The sequence below is a fragment of the Staphylococcus lloydii genome, assembly GCF_015775975.1.
Taxonomy (GTDB): domain Bacteria; phylum Bacillota; class Bacilli; order Staphylococcales; family Staphylococcaceae; genus Staphylococcus; species Staphylococcus lloydii.
This window is the reverse complement of the sequence record NZ_CP064056.1, coordinates 1,924,439-1,941,394: the sequence shown is the minus strand read 5'-3', so window position 1 is coordinate 1,941,394 and position 16,956 is coordinate 1,924,439. Positions and strand designations below refer to the sequence as shown.

Sequence of the window (16,956 nt, the reverse complement as noted above, 5' to 3'; positions counted from 1 at the left end):
AAAACACTAAAGTAATTTACTTTAGCGTTTTGCTTCTACATTAACTTTATTTTCAACTATGTCATCGCTAGTTTCATTTACATTCAACAATAATGCGCGTACTATAAATATGCCTGTGACAATTAATAATATTTTTTTTACATATTTCATACCCACCACGCCCAATCACTAAATTAAATAATATCATTTAGTAATCTTTACCCGAATTTAGCAAGGATAGACAAATTAATAGTGCTATAAAATAAAAAGAACCCAACAATCTTATAGCAAGATGTTGGGTTATATATAGTTATAAAGAAAATTTTAGTAAATAAAAACGATAGAATATTAAGCGTTATTATAAAAAAGAAATTACGATTAAAAGATATCTATAATTGCTTTAATAGCGTTTAAGACACCATCTACGATTTGAGTCCACTCCATATTTAACGCCTCCTAAGAAGTTATAAGAAATTATTTAAAACTTTCTACGATTGTTTTAACAACTTTGATGATGCCACCTACGATTTCTGTCCATTCCATAGTGTTACCTCCTTCTTTGTTTTAACTTAACTTTATTATATAGGAGGTAATTTAATTTTAGGCAATTAATTCGTAAGTCGTATTATTTAAAGCGTAAGTGTTAATTTATCCTTCTAAGAAGACAGTTAGGATGCGTAAATGTATTGCGCAACTAATTGAAATTAGTCTTTATCTAAAATTGTGATACTGGTGCTTTCTTGATCTACTTCAATCTTTAGTTCATTACTATTGTTTTCAGTCGTTACTTCAGTAACTTTACCATTAGTTATAGTGAAAAATATTTGGTTTAAAATAGCGAAAGCATAATCATTAATAGGGCTAACTATAGATAAACTTTGTTGATCTTCTTGGATAGCAAACTTTTTCGTACTTTTATTAATAACTTGCCACTCAGGAAAGTTTTGTAAATGCATAGGGTGTCACCTCTAAAATTTTAAGTTTTACTTGAGATATTAATATAGTTAACTAAATATTAGGCTGAACAATATACCAACTATGCCAAAAATGAGAAGCATTACTGTAACACCAAGTAATGAATCTTTACCTTCAGAAGGTTTTTTTCGTTTAAAAAGAATAAAGGTGATGACACCTGCTACTAAAAATATGAAAGATAGCCAAAATACTATTAAGAAATGTAAACTCATAACTCAACCTCCTTACTCAAAAATCTAAATTTAATAAATCGAACAAATTAAAGTTAAAGTGTAATCGAACATTTATTGTATTTATCTTATCATTTATTATAAGTGTGCAATAGACAAATGAATTAACATTTTAGTTACATTATTTACAACAATAATTATTATGACCAGTTATTAAAGTATTATCTTGAGTCATAAAGCAAATATGACTAGTGTAGTTATTAAGTTATTAGCAATTTCCGCTGATTCTAGATAAAATATAAATATATCTTCTAATTAATCATAATTAGGGAGGTGACTTAATGATGAATGAAGTAAATAAAGTTTTATATATCGTATTGGCTATATTTTTAGGTAGCTTTGGAGTTCATAAATTTTACGCACGTAAACCAGTTGTAGGTTTGATTTTCTTAGTATTTTGTTGGACTGCAATACCACACATTTTAGCCATTATTGGAGCAATAATTACATTATTTAAACCTGCTGATGAAAATGGTAATGTGCTCGTTTAAAGATAATGAAAAACATGGCAACTTTTAATTATAAGTTGCCATGTTTGTTGTTCATACAATTTTTAAATTAATTTAATAATATTTACATTCGCCTATAAACGTTGTCACATCAGATGTGTTGATATTAATACTACAAAAACAGTAAGATATATATATAGACAAAAAGTTTAAATTTGATATGATTGAACAAAGGCTGTCATAAAGAGAATGTAAGCGCTGATTAAAATAAATAAACTGGGGTAGATGCTAATGACATTTTATGATTTTGTAATAACATTTATAGAAGATGATACACCACTTGGTAATTTAGCGCATAATGTGAGCAGTGATAAGAATTTTCCCAAAAATGAAACATGCCATTCTACGCTACGTAAATACTTCCATAGTCATTATTTAGATCATGAGATGTTAGAATCTGCCAATAGAGCGCTCAGTTTATATCGTGTTAACTATAATTAAAATCAATTGTAATACCAATTATGTTCAATTAATGCTTCCCACACATCTCTTGTTTTAAAGTTAATTTCATTATTTCTCACTGAAAATGGTTCAATTATGTCTTGATCTAGCCAAGTATTAATCAATTCACTTGGTAAACCATCTAATAGCATTTCACTTTTGCTTATAATAAAGCATTCCCAATCAAGTGATATAGCTGAAGGATTAACGTAATTGCAATCATTTGTTTGATTCATAATTAATACACTCCTTAATATTGTAAATCCGACTTTAACTTTTACCCATGTACTATTAAAATAAAACGAAAGTTTATACAAATTAATGAAAAAATACTTGTTTTTAATGTGCATTAAGTCTTAATTTATGCAGGAATAGGGCTACAACAAAAATGAGATATGTGACATCCAATCGCTAAAGTATTAATACTTTAGCGATTTTTGTGTCTCATTAAAAAAGCTAGAACAATAAATGTCCTAGCTTTAATGGTTTTAAATTATTTATTATATTTTATAATTACCACGGAATGATGCCTAGTATTATTGCAACAAATATCATAAATAGACTGGATCCTATTGCCCATTTAATTACGATACGTTGGTTACGACCATACTCGATGTCTAGCATGCCGACTAAAAGATAACCAGCTGCATATAGTGGACTTAATACGTGTAATGGTTGTCCTAATACAGAAGCACGAGCCATTGCTACTTTAGATATGCCAAACTGGTGTGCAGATTCGGCTAGAATGGGTAGTACGCCGTAATAAAAAGGATCATTCGCCATGAAGTAGGTGAAAGGTCCACTTAAAATTGCGGTTATGACAGCAAAATGACTGCCCAATGCTTCTGGGATGATTTGCACCAATGTATGTGCCATTTCGTCTACCATTTTCGTACCATCCATGATACCTGTGAAAATACCAGAGGCGAATACTAAACTGATAACTGCTAATACATCACCAGCATGTTTTTTAACTACTGAATTTTGGATGCTCAAATTTGGATAGTTAATTAAGAGTGCTACACCGAACCAAACCATAAATAAGACTGGAATAGGTAATAATTCAATAAGTAAACATACTATTAATGAAATGGTTAATATTGCATTTGGTATAATCATTATTGGTCGTTTTAATAATGAATCTTCTTTAGATTCGGTCATTTGTATATCATCAGTATCGATATCTGTCGCAGAGTGTATATATTTTTTAGAACGATTTCCTAGTATTACTGCAACAGCTAGCGCAAAAATGATACCTGCAATCATAGCTGGAATAATTGGAATAAAAACATCTTCAGTTTGTAAGTGCAAAGAAGATATTGCACGTGCTGTCGGCCCACCCCATGGAAGCATATTCATTACACCTATGGATAATAAAGCAAGTGTTGATAATATGTAGTAGCTCATACCTATTTTTTTATAAAGTGGCATCATGGCTGTGACCGTGATAATAAACGTAGTCGTACCATCACCGTCTAATGCCACCATTGAAGCTAAAAGCACAGTTCCTATTGCTATTTTGACTGGATCACCTTTGACTACTTTAATAATTAATTTAATAACAGGTTCAAACAGACCAGCGTCGATCATTACACCAAAGTATAGAATGGCGAACGTTAACATAATACCCGTAGGTGCCACAGTTCCAATACCATCTAACATGAATTTACCTATACCAGCATAAAAACCACCGATTAACGCAAAGATTGTTGGAATTACTATTAATGCTATTAAAGCTGACATTTTTCGTGTCATAATTAAAATCATAAAAACTGCAATCATAATAAAGCCTAAAATTGCTAAATACATAAACTCCCCCCTTATTTTTTTATATTATAGCGCTTTCATTAAAATTTTAATATTAATATTCACAAAATTCTTAAAATTTTTGTGCTTTTGTAAAACATAAAAAATACAGTTAATAATTAAAAATAAATAACCATTATCATTAATTATTAACTGCTCTTTATTTAATATGTATTTGTTATATAAGAGATTTCTAAAAAGGATATAGTATAACAATAAGTGAAAATAAGGTAACTACAAGAGCAAAGATATTTGCTAACTTATCACCATTTAACAGGGCAGAAATATTAAAAATTAATACGCCTGCAATAAATAGTATACCTACAACCATTGTCATATTACCGCCCAATACATTTGCAACTACAAAAAGAGGAATCGCTAATGTAACCAAAGATAAAAATAGTGATAATAAAGTGCTCGAGTGATTCAAATTAAACATCCTCTCTAAATACAGTAATTATGTTTACAGTAATTGTATATAGTAGAATAATATATTTTTGTGATTTTTATTACAAGTTAAAGTGTATAAATTACCTTAGTTTATACACTATTTATTGTGGGTCAATCATTTTTGAAGTTTAAAAGAAGAACATATTATTTGTTTTATTTAAGAAGGAATTTCTTTTAAATGATACACTAACCAATGTTGATCTACATAATGCTGATTATACTTTCTAGCATGTTGTTCTACAGTTAGGAGTTCGAAGTCTAAATCACTGAAAAACACTTTGGCAGTAATATTATTAGAAGCAACGGAAGCTAAGATAATTTCAATTTCCTGTTCTTTACAATAATTAAATACTTGAGCAATTAATTGTGTAGCTAATTGTTTACGCTCTTCGATATCATCGGCAATGATAGCCATGTTTTCTAAAAAAAGTTTGTGAGAAAGACCATGGATTTTTATATTACAGAGTGTCGTTGCAGCAATTAATTGTTCATTGGAAAAAGCCCCAATAATAATACAATTACTATTATCTTGAGCTAAGGTAGGCTTTAGATTTTCTTCTGAAGCTAGTTCTAAATCATAAATGCCACATGAAAACACATCTTCACCCTTGTGTAATACATATGTTATAAATTGTTGGTATGTCATTAAATCACTATGCGTTAAAATCCGAAAATGCACCATTGTAGTCCTCCTTCAAAAAGTGGATTATATAGGGAATTAAATATGTGTATAGTTAATGTTATTTTTATAATAAAGGATTAATTATTCAATAGCAATCTTTTATATACATAAAACTTAATAATATTTGGCAATATATATATTTAATACAAATTTATCTTTCGTTTTTAAATTTATTAATGAATTTGCAAGGCTAAATAAAGTTCAAGCGTTACTTTATAAATGCATAAAAAAATACTATAAAAGGCATATGCCTTTTATAGTATTCATTGTTGAATAAACTTAAATTCTCGAATCCTTAGCTTACAACTTCAACGTTTAAATTAACATCGATGTTACCACGAGTTGCTTTTGAATATGGGCAAAATTCATGTGCATCTTGTAAATATTTTTCAGCATCAGTTTGAGATAAAACATCTTTTACTTTTGCATCAATATCAACGCTTAATTTTGGGCTTTCAGCGTCTGGGTCGTCTTCTAATCTAACTGTTAGCGTCACTTCTGGTTCAGCACCACGGACTTTGTTTTGTTTTAAAATTAAGTCAAAAGCACCATTGAAGCAAGAAGCATAACCTGCTGCGAATAATTGTTCAGGGTTCGTACCTTTATCTGCGTCTGCTTGATCTGGAGGGATGACTGCAACGTCTATTGCTTTATCATCAGTTTGAACGTGTCCTTTACGTCCACCTGTATTTGTAGCTTTAGTTTCATAATTAACTGCCATTATAATTCCTCCTTATTTCTAGTTATACGTAAAGTGTACCCCAAATTTTGAAAGTTTAATCATGAGTAATAAAGCCGATTTTTTAATTATATATAAGTAACAATAGTACCGGTAGTTGTAATTATTGTACAACTTAAGCTAAAATATGGCTTATTATATTAAGAAATAGAAGGTGAAAGTCATGACACATGTAGACATTGCTGTAACAATAGCACCAGAAACTAAATTAGACGAAGAAACACTTATTAATTTAAAAAAATATAACGAAGATGTTGATATTGTAGAATTACGAATTGATCAGTGGAATGACATTGATGTTAATTTAATCGATACTATTCAACAACAAATTAAAGATTTAGATAAACGTTTGCTGATTACTTATAGAACTAGTAGTCAGGGCGGGAATGGTCAGTTAAATGGAGATGACTATTATCAAATGCTAAATTCATTAATAAAAGTTAACAATTACGATTTAATAGATATAGAATTTGATAAAAATACTGATAAAGAGATTTTGGCTACCATAATTTCGGCTGCTCAAAATAAAGACTTGGAAGTTGTGCTTTCTTATCATGATTTTGAACAAACACCTAAATTAGACGAATTAAAACATTTATATTATAAAATGCAGTCATTCAGTCCAGATTACATTAAAGTTGCTGTCATGCCTAAAAATAAACAAGATGTCACTAATCTCTTGATGGCAATGTCTGATTCCGCTGATTCAGTTAATCCACGCGTTATAGGTATAGCAATGTCAAAATTAGGTTTGGTGACTAGAACTGCACAAGGTGTCTTTGGTGGTACTGTTTCATATGGTTGTTTAGATACGCCGAAAGCACCGGGACAAATACACGTAAGTGTGTTAAGGGAACAATTAAAAATATACGAGTAATTTGAAAAGAGCACGATTGTATCTTATAATTGAAAATAGTTATCATTAACGAAAGGGCGATAGAGAATGGAACTACAAGATGCAATCGCTAATAGAAGAAGTTGTAAAATATTTAAGAGAGATATGTATATCGATGATGAAGCATTGTATCAAGCTATAAAGCAATCATCTGATGCGCCAAACCATGGCTTAAGAGAACCTTGGCGTGTTGTGCATATCGCTAAAGATAGATTAGGTGATATGAGTAAAGCAATTTCGGATAAGGCATTTCCTCATCAAAAAGATAAACAACAAGATCACTATAATACGGTGACAAAATTGGGCGGTATGTTAGCATTAATCGTTAAAGATGATCCAAGACAAAAAGAAAATTTAGAAAACTATTTAGCTTTTGGTACATTTGCTCAAAATTTAATGTTATTACTACATGAAGCGCATATCGGCACATGTTGGAAAACACCACCATATATTTTCATGCCACAAGTAAGAAAAGAATTTGGCGTCAAAGATGACGAAAGCTTGGTAGGCTTTTTATATCTAACAGATATGCAAGATACTATGCCACATGCGCCGCGTCATACGAATAATATTATTACCAAATTTTAGTTAATCTCTCTTTAATTAATAAATAATCTAGGAAATTACAAATTAGATTAATATAAACTTTAAGCACAAGCGTTATGGACTTAAACGTCCTAGAAATAAGCAGTAGCAATTTATTTTTAATAATAATTGCTACTGCTTTTAGTTTGGATTTTTATTCAAGTTTAACTTTAAATTGCCACGTAATCGTAGTGAGTGCATCTCAAAAATAGTTCCTTTTATACTAAAACAACTCATTTCTAACTGATTAAATCAGTGAAATGAGTTGTTATTTATTACAAGATAGAATTTAGGATAAATTAATTGAATGTTTCAGCTAAGAAAGACTCAACTTGTTCAGGTGATTTAGCATTTGCTGAATGTAAATGCGCTAATTTTTCCCCGTTTTTAAATACTAATAAACTAGGGATACCCATGACATCATTGTCCGCAGCAACATCTTCTAGTTCATCTCTATTTACTGTATACCAGTTGTAATCGTTATATTTTTCTTGTATTGGATCAATCCACATATCCATGGCTTTACAATCTGGACACCAACCAGCTTCGAATTTAACAATTACCGGGTTATCGCTATTTATAGTAGTGTTAAAATCATCATTTGTTTTAATATGTTGCATAACTAGTAACGCTCCTTTTTATAATTTATTAGTTTATATTATAACGAATAATTATAAGTAATTAAAAACTTTAAGCTTAAAATTAGAAGCGTTTTTTATATAATTCTGCTATATTAGTGATAATAACGTATAGGAGGTACAGAAACATGATTAAATTTTACCAATATCCTAATTGTACTACTTGTAAAAAAGCTGCTAAATTTTTACAAGCATATGGTGTTAGTTACGAACCTATTGATATTGTTCAACACACACCAACGAAAAGTGAATTCAAAGAAATTATTGAACGCACTGGCTTAGAAGTAAATAAACTATTTAATACACACGGCGCAAAATATCGTGAGTTAGGGCTCAAAGATAAGTTGGGCTCAATGTCAGATAACGATAAGTTAGACTTATTAGCTGAAAATGGCATGCTTGTAAAACGTCCGTTAGCTATATCTGGGGACAAGGCAACAGTAGGTTTTAATGAAGAAGTTTATAAAGAAACTTGGCTGTAAGCAATAGCTATATTAAATAGGGCGTTTATACACTAGGGCATGTTTATCATTACATGTCGCTTATTGTTTCGTTTTTATTATAAACAGTTGCCATTAAGCATCGTCATATGGCATCATAAAAGTGTAAATTCATATAGGAGGGGATACTTGTGGCAGTACCGAGCGAATTAAAATATTCTAAAGATCATGAATGGGTTAAAATTGAAGGCAATACAGCAACAATTGGTATTACTGAATACGCACAAAACGAACTAGGAGATATCGTTTTTGTTGAATTACCAGAGGTTGACGATGAAATTAATGAAGGAGATACTTTTGGTAGCGTAGAATCAGTTAAAACTGTATCAGAATTATATGCGCCTATTTCAGGTAAAGTCTTAGAAGCAAATGAAGAGTTAGAAGACAGCCCTGAATTTGTAAATGAATCTCCATACGAGAAAGCTTGGATGGTTAAAATAGAAATTACTGATGAAAGCCAATTAGAAAGCTTATTATCAGCTGATCAATATTCAGAAATGATTGGCGAATAATTAAAAAGTTGAACTCCTTGATATTTATATCTAGGAGTTTTTATTATTAGTATAAAATTTATTAAGACTTAGTATATTTTTGGCCGTTTGGCCATAATTTATGTTTAATGATTAAATATATGGTGGAATAGTATAGTAGCGTGTTGATAATTGACTTTGAGAAGGTGGATGTCATGACTATATTAAATAAAGTTATTGTTGTTGAAGGTAAATCGGATAAAACGCAAGTGAAAAAAGTGCTTGATGAACCTGTACAAATAATTTGCACTAACGGTACCATGAGTATTGATAAAATTGATAGTATGATTGAAACACTTTATGATAAACAAGTATTTATCTTAGTTGATTCAGATGATGAAGGCGAAAAAATTCGCAGCTGGTTCAAAAGATATTTAAGTGAAAGTAAACATATAAAGGTAGACAAACAATATTGTGAAGTAGCACGATGTCCCAAACAATATTTATCTAGAATACTAGAAAAAAATGGCTTTATAGTTAAAGATGAAGAGCAGATAGACAAAGCTCAATTAGAAAACATAGCTGAAAGGGTAAGTTTGATAACATGAACGTAACAAAAGAACAACGAGTAAATGTAGAAGAACATTTCAACGAAGACAAACACTTGATTTTCGGATATACACCTACATGCGGCACGTGTAAGGTTTCAGAAAGAATGTTAGATATTGCGAATGATATTTTAAAATTGCCAATAACTAAAATTGATTTGAATTTACATCCTGATTTTAGTCAACAACATGAAATTCAGTCAGTGCCTGTTTTAATGGTAATGTCAAAAGGTTCAGAACTAAAAAGATTATACGCTTTTCAGTCCGTTCCTTATTTGTTAGAAAATTTAAAAAAGTAATTGACGAATCATTAGTGCAATGGTAGGATAAAAAATAATTAAATCATGTAACTCTTATCGAGAGAGGTGGAGGGATGTGCCCTATGAAGCCCGGCAACCGTCTAATTAATAGAAATGGTGCCAATTCACATAAAGTTAAGCTAACTTTAAAAGATGAGAGAGAGTATAAATTGCTTTCTCTATTCTGGATAAGATAGGGGAAGCATTTTTTAGTTTATCGAGCATTACAAGGAGGCAATCGCAATGATTGAGTTAAATCAAATCGTCAAACGTTATAAGACGAAAAAGCAAGAAGTACTTGCTGTCGATCATGTTGATTTAAACATAGAAACTGGCTCAATTTTTGGCGTGATTGGTTTTTCAGGAGCGGGAAAAAGTACTTTAGTTAGACTTTTAAACAATTTAGAAGAGCCAACATCAGGTGATGTCATTATTGATGGTGACAATATAGGACAGTTGTCTAAATCGGCATTACGCCAAAAACGTCAAAAAGTAAGCATGATATTTCAACACTTTAATTTGTTATGGTCTAGAACCGTATTAAACAATATTACATTTCCTTTAGAAATTGCTGGCGTATCACGCCAACAAGCTAAAAAGAGAGCTAAGGAATTAATTGAGCTTGTAGGCTTGCAGGGAAGAGAGAATGCATATCCTTCGCAGCTTTCAGGTGGGCAAAAGCAACGTGTCGGCATTGCGCGCGCACTTGCAAATGAGCCAACGGTATTACTTTGTGATGAGGCGACAAGTGCATTAGACCCTCAAACGACAGACGAAATTCTTGATCTTTTGTTGAAAATAAAGGAACAAAGCAATATAACAATCGTAATAATCACTCATGAAATGCATGTGATTCGTCGCATTTGCGATGAAGTGGCAGTAATGGAAAATGGACGAGTGATTGAACAAGGGACAGTTAATGATGTGTTCGAACACCCGAAACATCAAGTGACAAAACGCTTTGTTAAAGACGATTTGAATGATGATTTTGATGAATCTATCGATGAATTAAATACATTACAACCTGGAGATTACATAGTTAGACTAAACTTTGTAGGTAATAATACGACTGAACCAATCGTTTCATATATAACTAAAACGCATAATATAGATGTGAATATATTAGAAGCAAATATTAAAAATAGTAAAAATGGTTCAATTGGATTTTTAGTATTACATTTGCCAAATGTAGGTACTGAACAATTCGACACTTTCAAAGAAAACTTAGAGTCACAACATGTATCAGTGGAGGTGTTACGTCATGGGTAAGTCATTTGGAGAAATTGTGCAAGAAATGATAACAATGCCAAATGTCCAATGGTCTGAAGTTTGGCAAGCAACATATGAAACGTTATACATGACAGTGATTTCAACTATTTTTGCGTTTGTTTTCGGTATTATTTTAGGGGTACTATTATTCCTCTCTGCAAGAAGTAACTCTAAAACTGCGAAAGTGTTTTATTCAATAGTGTCATTTATTGTTAACTTATTTAGAGCGATACCATTCATTATTTTAATTTTGCTACTAATTCCATTTACAAGCATCGTCTTAGGGACAATTAGTGGACCGTCTGGTGCATTATCAGCATTAATCATAGGTTCAGCACCATTCTATGCTAGATTAGTTGAAATAGCATTCAAGGAAATTGATAAAGGTGTTATTGAAGCGGCATGGTCTATGGGAGCCAATACTTGGACTATTGTAAGAAAAGTATTATTACCAGAAGCAATGCCTGCATTGGTTTCAGGTATCACTGTCACTGCAATTGCCTTAGTTGGTTCAACTGCAATAGCAGGTGTTATAGGTGCAGGAGGATTAGGGAATTTAGCATATTTAACAGGATTTACGCGTAACCAAAATGATGTCATCTTAGTATCAACAATTTTAATTTTAATCATAGTATTTATTATCCAATTCATTGGTGATTGGGCTACAAATAAAATCGATAAAAGGTAAAACGAAAGGGGACTTAACATGAAGAAGTTTTTAAGTTTAGCGTTAGTTGCAATCTTAGCAGTTGTATTAGCCGCTTGTGGTAAAGGCGGAGATGATAAAAAAATCACAGTAGGTGCATCACCATCACCACATGCTGAAATTTTAGAAAAAGCTAAACCTTTATTAAAAGATAAAGGTTATGATTTACAAATTAAAACAATCAACGATTACACAACACCTAACAAATTGTTAGATAAAGGTGAAATCGATGCTAACTATTTCCAACACACACCATATTTAAACACTGAGAAAAAAGACAAGCATTATAAAATTGAATCAGCTGGTGATGTTCACTTAGAACCTATGGCTGTTTATTCAAAAAAATATAAAAGCTTAAAAGACTTACCAAAAGGCGCTACAGTTTATGTTTCAAATAACCCAGCTGAAGAAGGCCGTTTCATTAAATTCTTCAAAGATGCTGGATTAGTTAAAATTAAAAAAGGCGTGAAAATTGAAGACGCTAAATTTAGCGATATTGTAGAAAACAAAAAAGATATTAAATTCAACAATAAACAATCAGCTGAGTACTTACCTAAGATTTATCAAAATCAAAAAGCTGACGCAGTAATCATTAACTCAAACTTTGCTATCGACCAAAAATTAAGTCCACGTAAAGATTCGATCGCTTTAGAAAAATCTAAAGACAATCCTTATGCTAACTTAATTGCAGTTAAAGAAGGTCACAAAGATGATAAGAAAGTTAAAGCTTTAATGGAAGTTTTACACTCTAAAAAAATCAAAGATTACATTAATAAAAAATATGACGGCGCGGTTGTGCCAGCTAAATAATAAAGAAAAAAACTCCCTATCCTCTGGAAAGGGAGTTTTTTATAAGATTTCACTTCTATAAAAATGAAAACAAATGATAAGATAACTTGTTTTATAACCTTATAAGTTAATCTTATAGTTTAGCAAAAAGGTCCATATAGCTATTGAGAACAAACGTTTAATCATTATCAGTTACTTTCAGAAAGTAAGGCTTAATAAAAATAGTTGCTTTATAATAATTATTATAAAATACTAGTTCAAAAGGTTTATATTAGCTAGTAAGTGCGTTATAATTAGACGATGTAATGCGTTTGCAGTTTTTTGACTGTAGATTAAAATTATTATAAACTAGTTAGGAAAACATATTATTTATTATGGAGGGAATATGTATGCCATCAACATTAGAGATCAAAGACCTACATGTGTCTATTGAAGATAAAGAAATTTTAAAAGGTGTTAATTTAACAATTAATACTGGTGAGATTCATGCAATCATGGGACCAAATGGTACTGGTAAATCAACATTATCATCTGCAATTATGGGTCACCCAAGTTTCGAAGTAACTCAAGGTGAAGTTATTTTAGACGGTGTGAATATATTAGAACTTGACGTTGACGATCGTGCAAAAGCTGGCTTGTTCTTAGCTATGCAGTATCCTTCAGAAATTACAGGTGTTACAAACGCTGACTTTATGCGTTCAGCAATTAATGCTAAACGTGAAGAAGGAGAAGAAATCAATTTAATGCAATTTATCAAAAAATTAGATAAAGAAATGGATTTCTTAGACATCGATCAAGATATGGCACAACGTTATTTAAATGAAGGTTTCTCTGGCGGTGAGAAAAAACGTAATGAAATTCTTCAATTATTAATGTTAGAACCAAAATTCGCAATTTTAGATGAAATCGACTCTGGTTTAGATATCGATGCATTGAAAGTTGTTTCTAAAGGTATTAATGAAATGCGTGGAGATGAGTTTGGTTCATTAATCATCACTCACTATCAACGTCTATTAAACTACATTACACCTGATAAAGTACATGTAATGTTCGGTGGTAAAGTCGTTAAATCAGGCGGACCAGAATTAGCTAAACGTTTAGAAGAAGAAGGTTACGAATGGGTTAAAGAAGAGTACGGTGCTGCAGAATAAGTCTCAACTCATATTAATTTGTATAACTGAATTTTTAATAAGTCAGTTTATCCAAATCAAGGCAACAACTAATCATCTTAATGGGAGGAAAATAGTATGACGACTGAAACTTTGAACATTTCTGAAGCGCAACTTGTTGAATATTCACAAGCCCATAATGAACCTTCTTGGATGACGGAATTACGTAGAGAAGCGTTAAAATTAACTGAAACTTTAGAAATGCCAAAACCAGATAAAACTAAAATAAATAGATGGGATTTTGACTCATTTAAACAATTTGAAACAACAGGTGAAGCGTACAACGATTTAGATGCATTACCTCAAGAAGTTAGAGCAATTATCGATGTTGATAAATCAGAAAACTTAATTATTCAACATAATAATTCATTAGCTTTTACACGTGTTTCTCAATCAGCTGAAAAAGATGGCGTAATTGTAGAAGGCTTATCAGAAGCTTTAGTTAACCATCCTGATTTAGTACAAAAATATTATATGAAAGATGCGGTATCTGTCGATGAACACCGTATTACTGCTTTACACACAGCATTAATGAATGGTGGGGTTTTCGTCTATGTACCTAAAAACGTAGTCGTTGAACACCCAATTCAATATGTCGTATTACACGATGATGAAAATGCTAGTTTTTATAACCACGTTATTATAGCTACTGAACAAAGTGCCGAAGTAACTTACGTTGAAAACTATCTTTCAAATGCAAGTGGTGAAGGTAACCAACTTAATATCGTATCAGAAGTAATTGCTGGGCCTAACTCAAATATTACTTACGGTTCAGTTGACTATTTAGATAAAGGCTTTACTGGACATATTATTCGTAGAGGTACTGCAGATGCAGATGCTACGATTAATTGGGCATTAGGCTTAATGAACGAAGGTAGCCAAATTATTGATAATACAACTAATTTAGTAGGTGACCGTTCAACAAGTGAATTAAAATCAGTTGTAGTAGGTACTGGTGATCAAAAAGTAAACCTTACTTCTAAAATCGTTCAATATGGTAAAGAAACAGACGGTTACATTTTAAAACATGGTGTTATGCGTGAAAATGCATCATCTGTATTTAATGGTATTGGTTATATCAAACACGGTGGTACAAAATCAATCGCGAACCAAGAGTCTCGTGTATTAATGTTGTCTGAAAATGCACGTGGAGATGCTAACCCTATCTTATTAATTGACGAAGATGATGTTGAAGCAGGACATGCTGCATCTGTTGGCCGTGTTGATCCAGAACAACTTTATTATCTAATGAGTCGCGGTATCTCACAAAGAGAAGCTGAAAGACTTGTTATTCACGGTTTCTTAGACCCTGTTGTTAGAGAATTACCGATTGAAGATGTTAAACGTCAATTACGTGAAGTAATCGAATTAAAAGTAAACAAGTAATAAACCTTAGCACAGTCACTTATAATAAAGTGATTGATATAAATATGTATGAAGTGCATTTGAGTAACTTCAACTAAGGTCTAATCAGAGATTCTTAATTAAGAAAGGTCTGTGGGTAATGTGACCGAATCATTAAATGTTCAAGAAATTATTAAAGACTTTCCTATTTTGAACCAACAAGTTAATGGGAAACGTCTCGCTTATTTGGATACTACAGCAACAAGTCAAACGCCCGTGCAAGTATTAAACGTACTTGACGAGTATTATAAAAAATATAATTCTAACGTTCATCGTGGTGTACACACATTAGGTTCATTAGCTACTGATGCTTATGAAGGTGCACGTGAAACAGTTAGACGTTTTATTAATGCACGTTACTTCGAAGAAATTATTTTCACACGTGGTACGACAGCATCAATTAATGTGGTTGCACGTAGTTATGGTGATGCTAATTTACAACCTGGAGATGAAATTGTTGTTACCGAAATGGAACATCATGCCAATATCGTGCCATGGCAACAATTAGCAAAAAGAACTAATGCCAAGCTTAAATTTATTCCAATGACAGCTGAAGGCGAACTAGATATCGAAGATGTTAAAGCAACAATCAATGATAATACTAAAATTGTAGCTATCGCTCACGTATCGAACGTATTAGGTACAATCAATGATGTTAAAGCAATAACTGAAGTAGCACATGAACATGGTGCTGTTATAAGTGTTGATGGCGCACAAGCTGCACCTCATTCTGCTTTAGATATGCAAGATTTAGATGTAGACTTTTATAGTTTTAGTGGACATAAAATGCTTGGACCAACGGGTATAGGCGTTTTATATGGTAAACGAAAATTATTACAAGAAATGGAACCTGTTGAATTTGGCGGAGACATGATTGACTTTGTAAGCAATTACGATGCAACATGGGCAGACCTACCAACTAAATTTGAAGCAGGCACACCATTAATTGCACAGGCGATTGGCCTTGGTGAAGCGATTAAGTATCTAGAAAATTTAGGTTTCGATGCAATTCATGAACACGAAAAACAACTAACTGAGTATGCTTATGAACAAATGTCTACTGTTGATGGCATTGAAATATATGGCCCGCCAAAAGAGCGACGTGCTGGAGTAATTACTTTTAATATTAAAGATATTCATCCACATGATGTAGCTACTGCTGTCGATACAGAAGGCGTGGCTGTGCGTGCTGGTCACCATTGTGCGCAACCATTAATGAAATGGTTAAATCAATCGTCAACTGCACGTGCTAGTTTTTATATATACAACACGACTGAAGATATTGATCAATTAGTTGAAGCGTTGAAGCAAACGAAGGAGTTTTTCTCATATGAATTTTAATAATTTAGATCAATTATATCGCTCAGTCATTATGGATCATTATAAAAATCCTAGAAATAAAGGGAAATTAGATAATGGTACGATGACTGTAGATATGAACAATCCAACATGTGGGGATCGTATCAATTTAACGTTTGATATCGAAGATAACGTTATAAAAGACGCTAAATTCGATGGAGAAGGCTGTTCTATTTCTATGTCTAGTGCTTCAATGATGACGGAATCAATCAAAGGCCATACTTTAGCAGAAGCTATGGAAATGAGCCAACAATTCACTAAGATGATGCTTGGTGAAGATTACGAAATTACTGAAGACATGGGTGACATTGAAGCGCTACAAGGTGTTTCACAATTCCCTGCACGTATTAAATGTGCAACGCTAGCATGGAAAGCATTAGAAAAAGGTACAGTTGAAAAAGAAGGCAAAACAGAAGAATAATCAGTGCAATACGTTGACAAAGTGTAATATGCC

General features: G+C 31.9%; 24 protein-coding genes and 1 riboswitch. Of the genes, 15 read left to right on the top strand and 9 right to left on the bottom strand.

Translation table 11 applies throughout. From position 1 onward, the window contains the following. Positions 1-21 precede the first annotated feature (21 nt). From ISP08_RS12945 to tsaT, 3 genes are all read right to left on the bottom strand, one after another. Positions 22-150, bottom strand: a complete 129-nt coding sequence (locus ISP08_RS12945) for a hypothetical protein (protein WP_267904781.1) — start codon at positions 148-150, stop codon at positions 22-24. A 533-nt stretch (positions 151-683) separates the two neighbouring features. Then, positions 684-935 (bottom strand): hypothetical protein, encoded by a 252-nt coding sequence (locus tag ISP08_RS09435; RefSeq protein ID WP_195718445.1) that lies wholly within the window; start codon positions 933-935, stop codon positions 684-686. A gap of 48 nt (positions 936-983) precedes the next feature. Then, a complete protein-coding gene (gene tsaT, locus ISP08_RS09430) occupies positions 984-1,166 on the bottom strand; it encodes a type II toxin-antitoxin system toxin TsaT (protein ID WP_048792628.1) in 183 nt (60 codons plus the stop codon). Positions 1,167-1,468: 302 nt separating this feature from the next. Between tsaT and ISP08_RS09425 the strand changes: the two genes are divergently transcribed. Both ISP08_RS09425 and ISP08_RS09420 read left to right on the top strand, forming a co-directional pair. Next, a complete protein-coding gene (locus ISP08_RS09425; RefSeq protein ID WP_048792750.1) occupies positions 1,469-1,675 on the top strand; it encodes a TM2 domain-containing protein in 207 nt (68 codons plus the stop codon). Positions 1,676-1,924: 249 nt separating this feature from the next. Beyond that, positions 1,925-2,134: a YozE family protein gene (locus ISP08_RS09420; RefSeq protein ID WP_048792629.1), complete on the top strand. Its 210-nt coding sequence runs from the start codon at positions 1,925-1,927 to the stop codon at positions 2,132-2,134. A 2-nt stretch (positions 2,135-2,136) separates the two neighbouring features. On the opposite strand, the gene ISP08_RS09415 is transcribed toward ISP08_RS09420, so the two are convergent. The 5 genes from ISP08_RS09415 to ISP08_RS09395 all read right to left on the bottom strand — a co-directional run bounded on the left by ISP08_RS09415 (position 2,137) and on the right by ISP08_RS09395 (position 5,793). Then, complete coding sequence (locus tag ISP08_RS09415) at positions 2,137-2,370, bottom strand: hypothetical protein (protein WP_048792630.1); 234 nt, start codon at positions 2,368-2,370, stop codon at positions 2,137-2,139. Positions 2,371-2,647: 277 nt separating this feature from the next. Further along, a complete protein-coding gene (locus ISP08_RS09410) occupies positions 2,648-3,943 on the bottom strand; it encodes a CitMHS family transporter (protein WP_195718444.1) in 1,296 nt (431 codons plus the stop codon). A gap of 190 nt (positions 3,944-4,133) precedes the next feature. Then, positions 4,134-4,370 carry a hypothetical protein gene (locus tag ISP08_RS09405; RefSeq protein WP_195718443.1) on the bottom strand — a complete coding sequence of 79 codons (237 nt, stop codon included), beginning with the start codon at positions 4,368-4,370 and terminating at the stop codon, positions 4,134-4,136. A gap of 177 nt (positions 4,371-4,547) precedes the next feature. Further along, entirely contained in the window at positions 4,548-5,072 is a 525-nt protein-coding gene (locus tag ISP08_RS09400; protein WP_195718442.1) for a GNAT family N-acetyltransferase, read from the bottom strand. A gap of 295 nt (positions 5,073-5,367) precedes the next feature. Beyond that, positions 5,368-5,793 (bottom strand): organic hydroperoxide resistance protein, encoded by a 426-nt coding sequence (locus ISP08_RS09395; protein WP_048792634.1) that lies wholly within the window; start codon positions 5,791-5,793, stop codon positions 5,368-5,370. A gap of 181 nt (positions 5,794-5,974) precedes the next feature. Here ISP08_RS09395 and aroD point away from each other — a divergent pair, with 181 nt between their 5' ends. Both aroD and ISP08_RS09385 read left to right on the top strand, forming a co-directional pair. Continuing rightward, positions 5,975-6,688, top strand: a complete 714-nt coding sequence (aroD, locus tag ISP08_RS09390; protein WP_195718441.1) for a type I 3-dehydroquinate dehydratase — start codon at positions 5,975-5,977, stop codon at positions 6,686-6,688. 66 nt (positions 6,689-6,754) lie between these two features. Further along, entirely contained in the window at positions 6,755-7,294 is a 540-nt protein-coding gene (locus ISP08_RS09385; protein ID WP_048792636.1) for a nitroreductase family protein, read from the top strand. A 296-nt stretch (positions 7,295-7,590) separates the two neighbouring features. Here ISP08_RS09385 and ISP08_RS09380 read toward each other — a convergent pair whose 3' ends face one another. After that, entirely contained in the window at positions 7,591-7,911 is a 321-nt protein-coding gene (locus tag ISP08_RS09380) for a thioredoxin family protein (RefSeq protein WP_195718440.1), read from the bottom strand. 146 nt (positions 7,912-8,057) lie between these two features. Here ISP08_RS09380 and ISP08_RS09375 point away from each other — a divergent pair, with 146 nt between their 5' ends. From ISP08_RS09375 to sufU, 11 genes are all read left to right on the top strand, one after another. Further along, positions 8,058-8,411 carry an arsenate reductase family protein gene (locus tag ISP08_RS09375; protein ID WP_048792638.1) on the top strand — a complete coding sequence of 118 codons (354 nt, stop codon included), beginning with the start codon at positions 8,058-8,060 and terminating at the stop codon, positions 8,409-8,411. Positions 8,412-8,560: 149 nt separating this feature from the next. Next, complete coding sequence (gene gcvH, locus ISP08_RS09370; RefSeq protein WP_195718439.1) at positions 8,561-8,941, top strand: glycine cleavage system protein GcvH; 381 nt, start codon at positions 8,561-8,563, stop codon at positions 8,939-8,941. 173 nt (positions 8,942-9,114) lie between these two features. After that, positions 9,115-9,507 (top strand): toprim domain-containing protein, encoded by a 393-nt coding sequence (locus ISP08_RS09365; protein ID WP_195718438.1) that lies wholly within the window; start codon positions 9,115-9,117, stop codon positions 9,505-9,507. Next, a complete protein-coding gene (locus ISP08_RS09360; protein ID WP_048792641.1) occupies positions 9,504-9,806 on the top strand; it encodes a thioredoxin family protein in 303 nt (100 codons plus the stop codon). Before ISP08_RS09365 ends, ISP08_RS09360 begins: the two co-directional genes overlap by 4 nt. A 51-nt stretch (positions 9,807-9,857) precedes the next feature. Further along, positions 9,858-9,966: riboswitch (SAM riboswitch) on the top strand. Positions 9,967-10,049: 83 nt separating this feature from the next. After that, positions 10,050-11,075 carry a methionine ABC transporter ATP-binding protein gene (locus ISP08_RS09355; RefSeq protein WP_195718437.1) on the top strand — a complete coding sequence of 342 codons (1,026 nt, stop codon included), beginning with the start codon at positions 10,050-10,052 and terminating at the stop codon, positions 11,073-11,075. Further along, positions 11,068-11,763, top strand: coding sequence for a methionine ABC transporter permease (locus ISP08_RS09350; RefSeq protein WP_195718436.1), 696 nt, complete (start codon positions 11,068-11,070; stop codon positions 11,761-11,763). Before ISP08_RS09355 ends, ISP08_RS09350 begins: the two co-directional genes overlap by 8 nt. Positions 11,764-11,781: 18 nt before the next feature. Continuing rightward, positions 11,782-12,591, top strand: coding sequence for a MetQ/NlpA family ABC transporter substrate-binding protein (locus ISP08_RS09345; RefSeq protein ID WP_048792644.1), 810 nt, complete (start codon positions 11,782-11,784; stop codon positions 12,589-12,591). A gap of 368 nt (positions 12,592-12,959) precedes the next feature. Beyond that, a complete protein-coding gene (gene sufC, locus ISP08_RS09340; RefSeq protein WP_048792645.1) occupies positions 12,960-13,721 on the top strand; it encodes a Fe-S cluster assembly ATPase SufC in 762 nt (253 codons plus the stop codon). 96 nt (positions 13,722-13,817) lie between these two features. Continuing rightward, positions 13,818-15,125, top strand: coding sequence for a Fe-S cluster assembly protein SufD (sufD, locus tag ISP08_RS09335; RefSeq protein ID WP_048792646.1), 1,308 nt, complete (start codon positions 13,818-13,820; stop codon positions 15,123-15,125). A gap of 120 nt (positions 15,126-15,245) precedes the next feature. Beyond that, positions 15,246-16,484 (top strand): cysteine desulfurase, encoded by a 1,239-nt coding sequence (locus ISP08_RS09330; RefSeq protein ID WP_239682597.1) that lies wholly within the window; start codon positions 15,246-15,248, stop codon positions 16,482-16,484. Further along, positions 16,474-16,923: a Fe-S cluster assembly sulfur transfer protein SufU gene (gene sufU, locus ISP08_RS09325; protein WP_048792648.1), complete on the top strand. Its 450-nt coding sequence runs from the start codon at positions 16,474-16,476 to the stop codon at positions 16,921-16,923. Before ISP08_RS09330 ends, sufU begins: the two co-directional genes overlap by 11 nt. The last annotated feature ends 33 nt before the right edge of the window (positions 16,924-16,956 follow it).

What these genes read in the sequence shown, in the direction of transcription:
- ISP08_RS09415 (WP_048792630.1), bottom strand. Translation starts at nt 2,370, where the DNA reads ATGAATCAAACAAATGATTGCAATTACGTTAATCCTTCAGCTATATCA.
- ISP08_RS09345 (WP_048792644.1), top strand. Translation starts at nt 11,782, where the DNA reads ATGAAGAAGTTTTTAAGTTTAGCGTTAGTTGCAATCTTAGCAGTTGTA.
- ISP08_RS09410 (WP_195718444.1), bottom strand. Translation starts at nt 3,943, where the DNA reads ATGTATTTAGCAATTTTAGGCTTTATTATGATTGCAGTTTTTATGATT.
- aroD (WP_195718441.1), top strand. Translation starts at nt 5,975, where the DNA reads ATGACACATGTAGACATTGCTGTAACAATAGCACCAGAAACTAAATTA.
- ISP08_RS09425 (WP_048792750.1), top strand. Translation starts at nt 1,469, where the DNA reads ATGAATGAAGTAAATAAAGTTTTATATATCGTATTGGCTATATTTTTA.
- ISP08_RS12945 (WP_267904781.1), bottom strand. Translation starts at nt 150, where the DNA reads ATGAAATATGTAAAAAAAATATTATTAATTGTCACAGGCATATTTATA.
- tsaT (WP_048792628.1), bottom strand. Translation starts at nt 1,166, where the DNA reads ATGAGTTTACATTTCTTAATAGTATTTTGGCTATCTTTCATATTTTTA.
- ISP08_RS09360 (WP_048792641.1), top strand. Translation starts at nt 9,504, where the DNA reads ATGAACGTAACAAAAGAACAACGAGTAAATGTAGAAGAACATTTCAAC.
- ISP08_RS09375 (WP_048792638.1), top strand. Translation starts at nt 8,058, where the DNA reads ATGATTAAATTTTACCAATATCCTAATTGTACTACTTGTAAAAAAGCT.
- ISP08_RS09355 (WP_195718437.1), top strand. Translation starts at nt 10,050, where the DNA reads ATGATTGAGTTAAATCAAATCGTCAAACGTTATAAGACGAAAAAGCAA.
- ISP08_RS09420 (WP_048792629.1), top strand. Translation starts at nt 1,925, where the DNA reads ATGACATTTTATGATTTTGTAATAACATTTATAGAAGATGATACACCA.
- ISP08_RS09350 (WP_195718436.1), top strand. Translation starts at nt 11,068, where the DNA reads ATGGGTAAGTCATTTGGAGAAATTGTGCAAGAAATGATAACAATGCCA.
- sufD (WP_048792646.1), top strand. Translation starts at nt 13,818, where the DNA reads ATGACGACTGAAACTTTGAACATTTCTGAAGCGCAACTTGTTGAATAT.
- ISP08_RS09435 (WP_195718445.1), bottom strand. Translation starts at nt 935, where the DNA reads ATGCATTTACAAAACTTTCCTGAGTGGCAAGTTATTAATAAAAGTACG.
- ISP08_RS09385 (WP_048792636.1), top strand. Translation starts at nt 6,755, where the DNA reads ATGGAACTACAAGATGCAATCGCTAATAGAAGAAGTTGTAAAATATTT.
- ISP08_RS09400 (WP_195718442.1), bottom strand. Translation starts at nt 5,072, where the DNA reads ATGGTGCATTTTCGGATTTTAACGCATAGTGATTTAATGACATACCAA.
- ISP08_RS09395 (WP_048792634.1), bottom strand. Translation starts at nt 5,793, where the DNA reads ATGGCAGTTAATTATGAAACTAAAGCTACAAATACAGGTGGACGTAAA.
- sufU (WP_048792648.1), top strand. Translation starts at nt 16,474, where the DNA reads ATGAATTTTAATAATTTAGATCAATTATATCGCTCAGTCATTATGGAT.
- ISP08_RS09365 (WP_195718438.1), top strand. Translation starts at nt 9,115, where the DNA reads ATGACTATATTAAATAAAGTTATTGTTGTTGAAGGTAAATCGGATAAA.
- sufC (WP_048792645.1), top strand. Translation starts at nt 12,960, where the DNA reads ATGCCATCAACATTAGAGATCAAAGACCTACATGTGTCTATTGAAGAT.
- ISP08_RS09380 (WP_195718440.1), bottom strand. Translation starts at nt 7,911, where the DNA reads ATGCAACATATTAAAACAAATGATGATTTTAACACTACTATAAATAGC.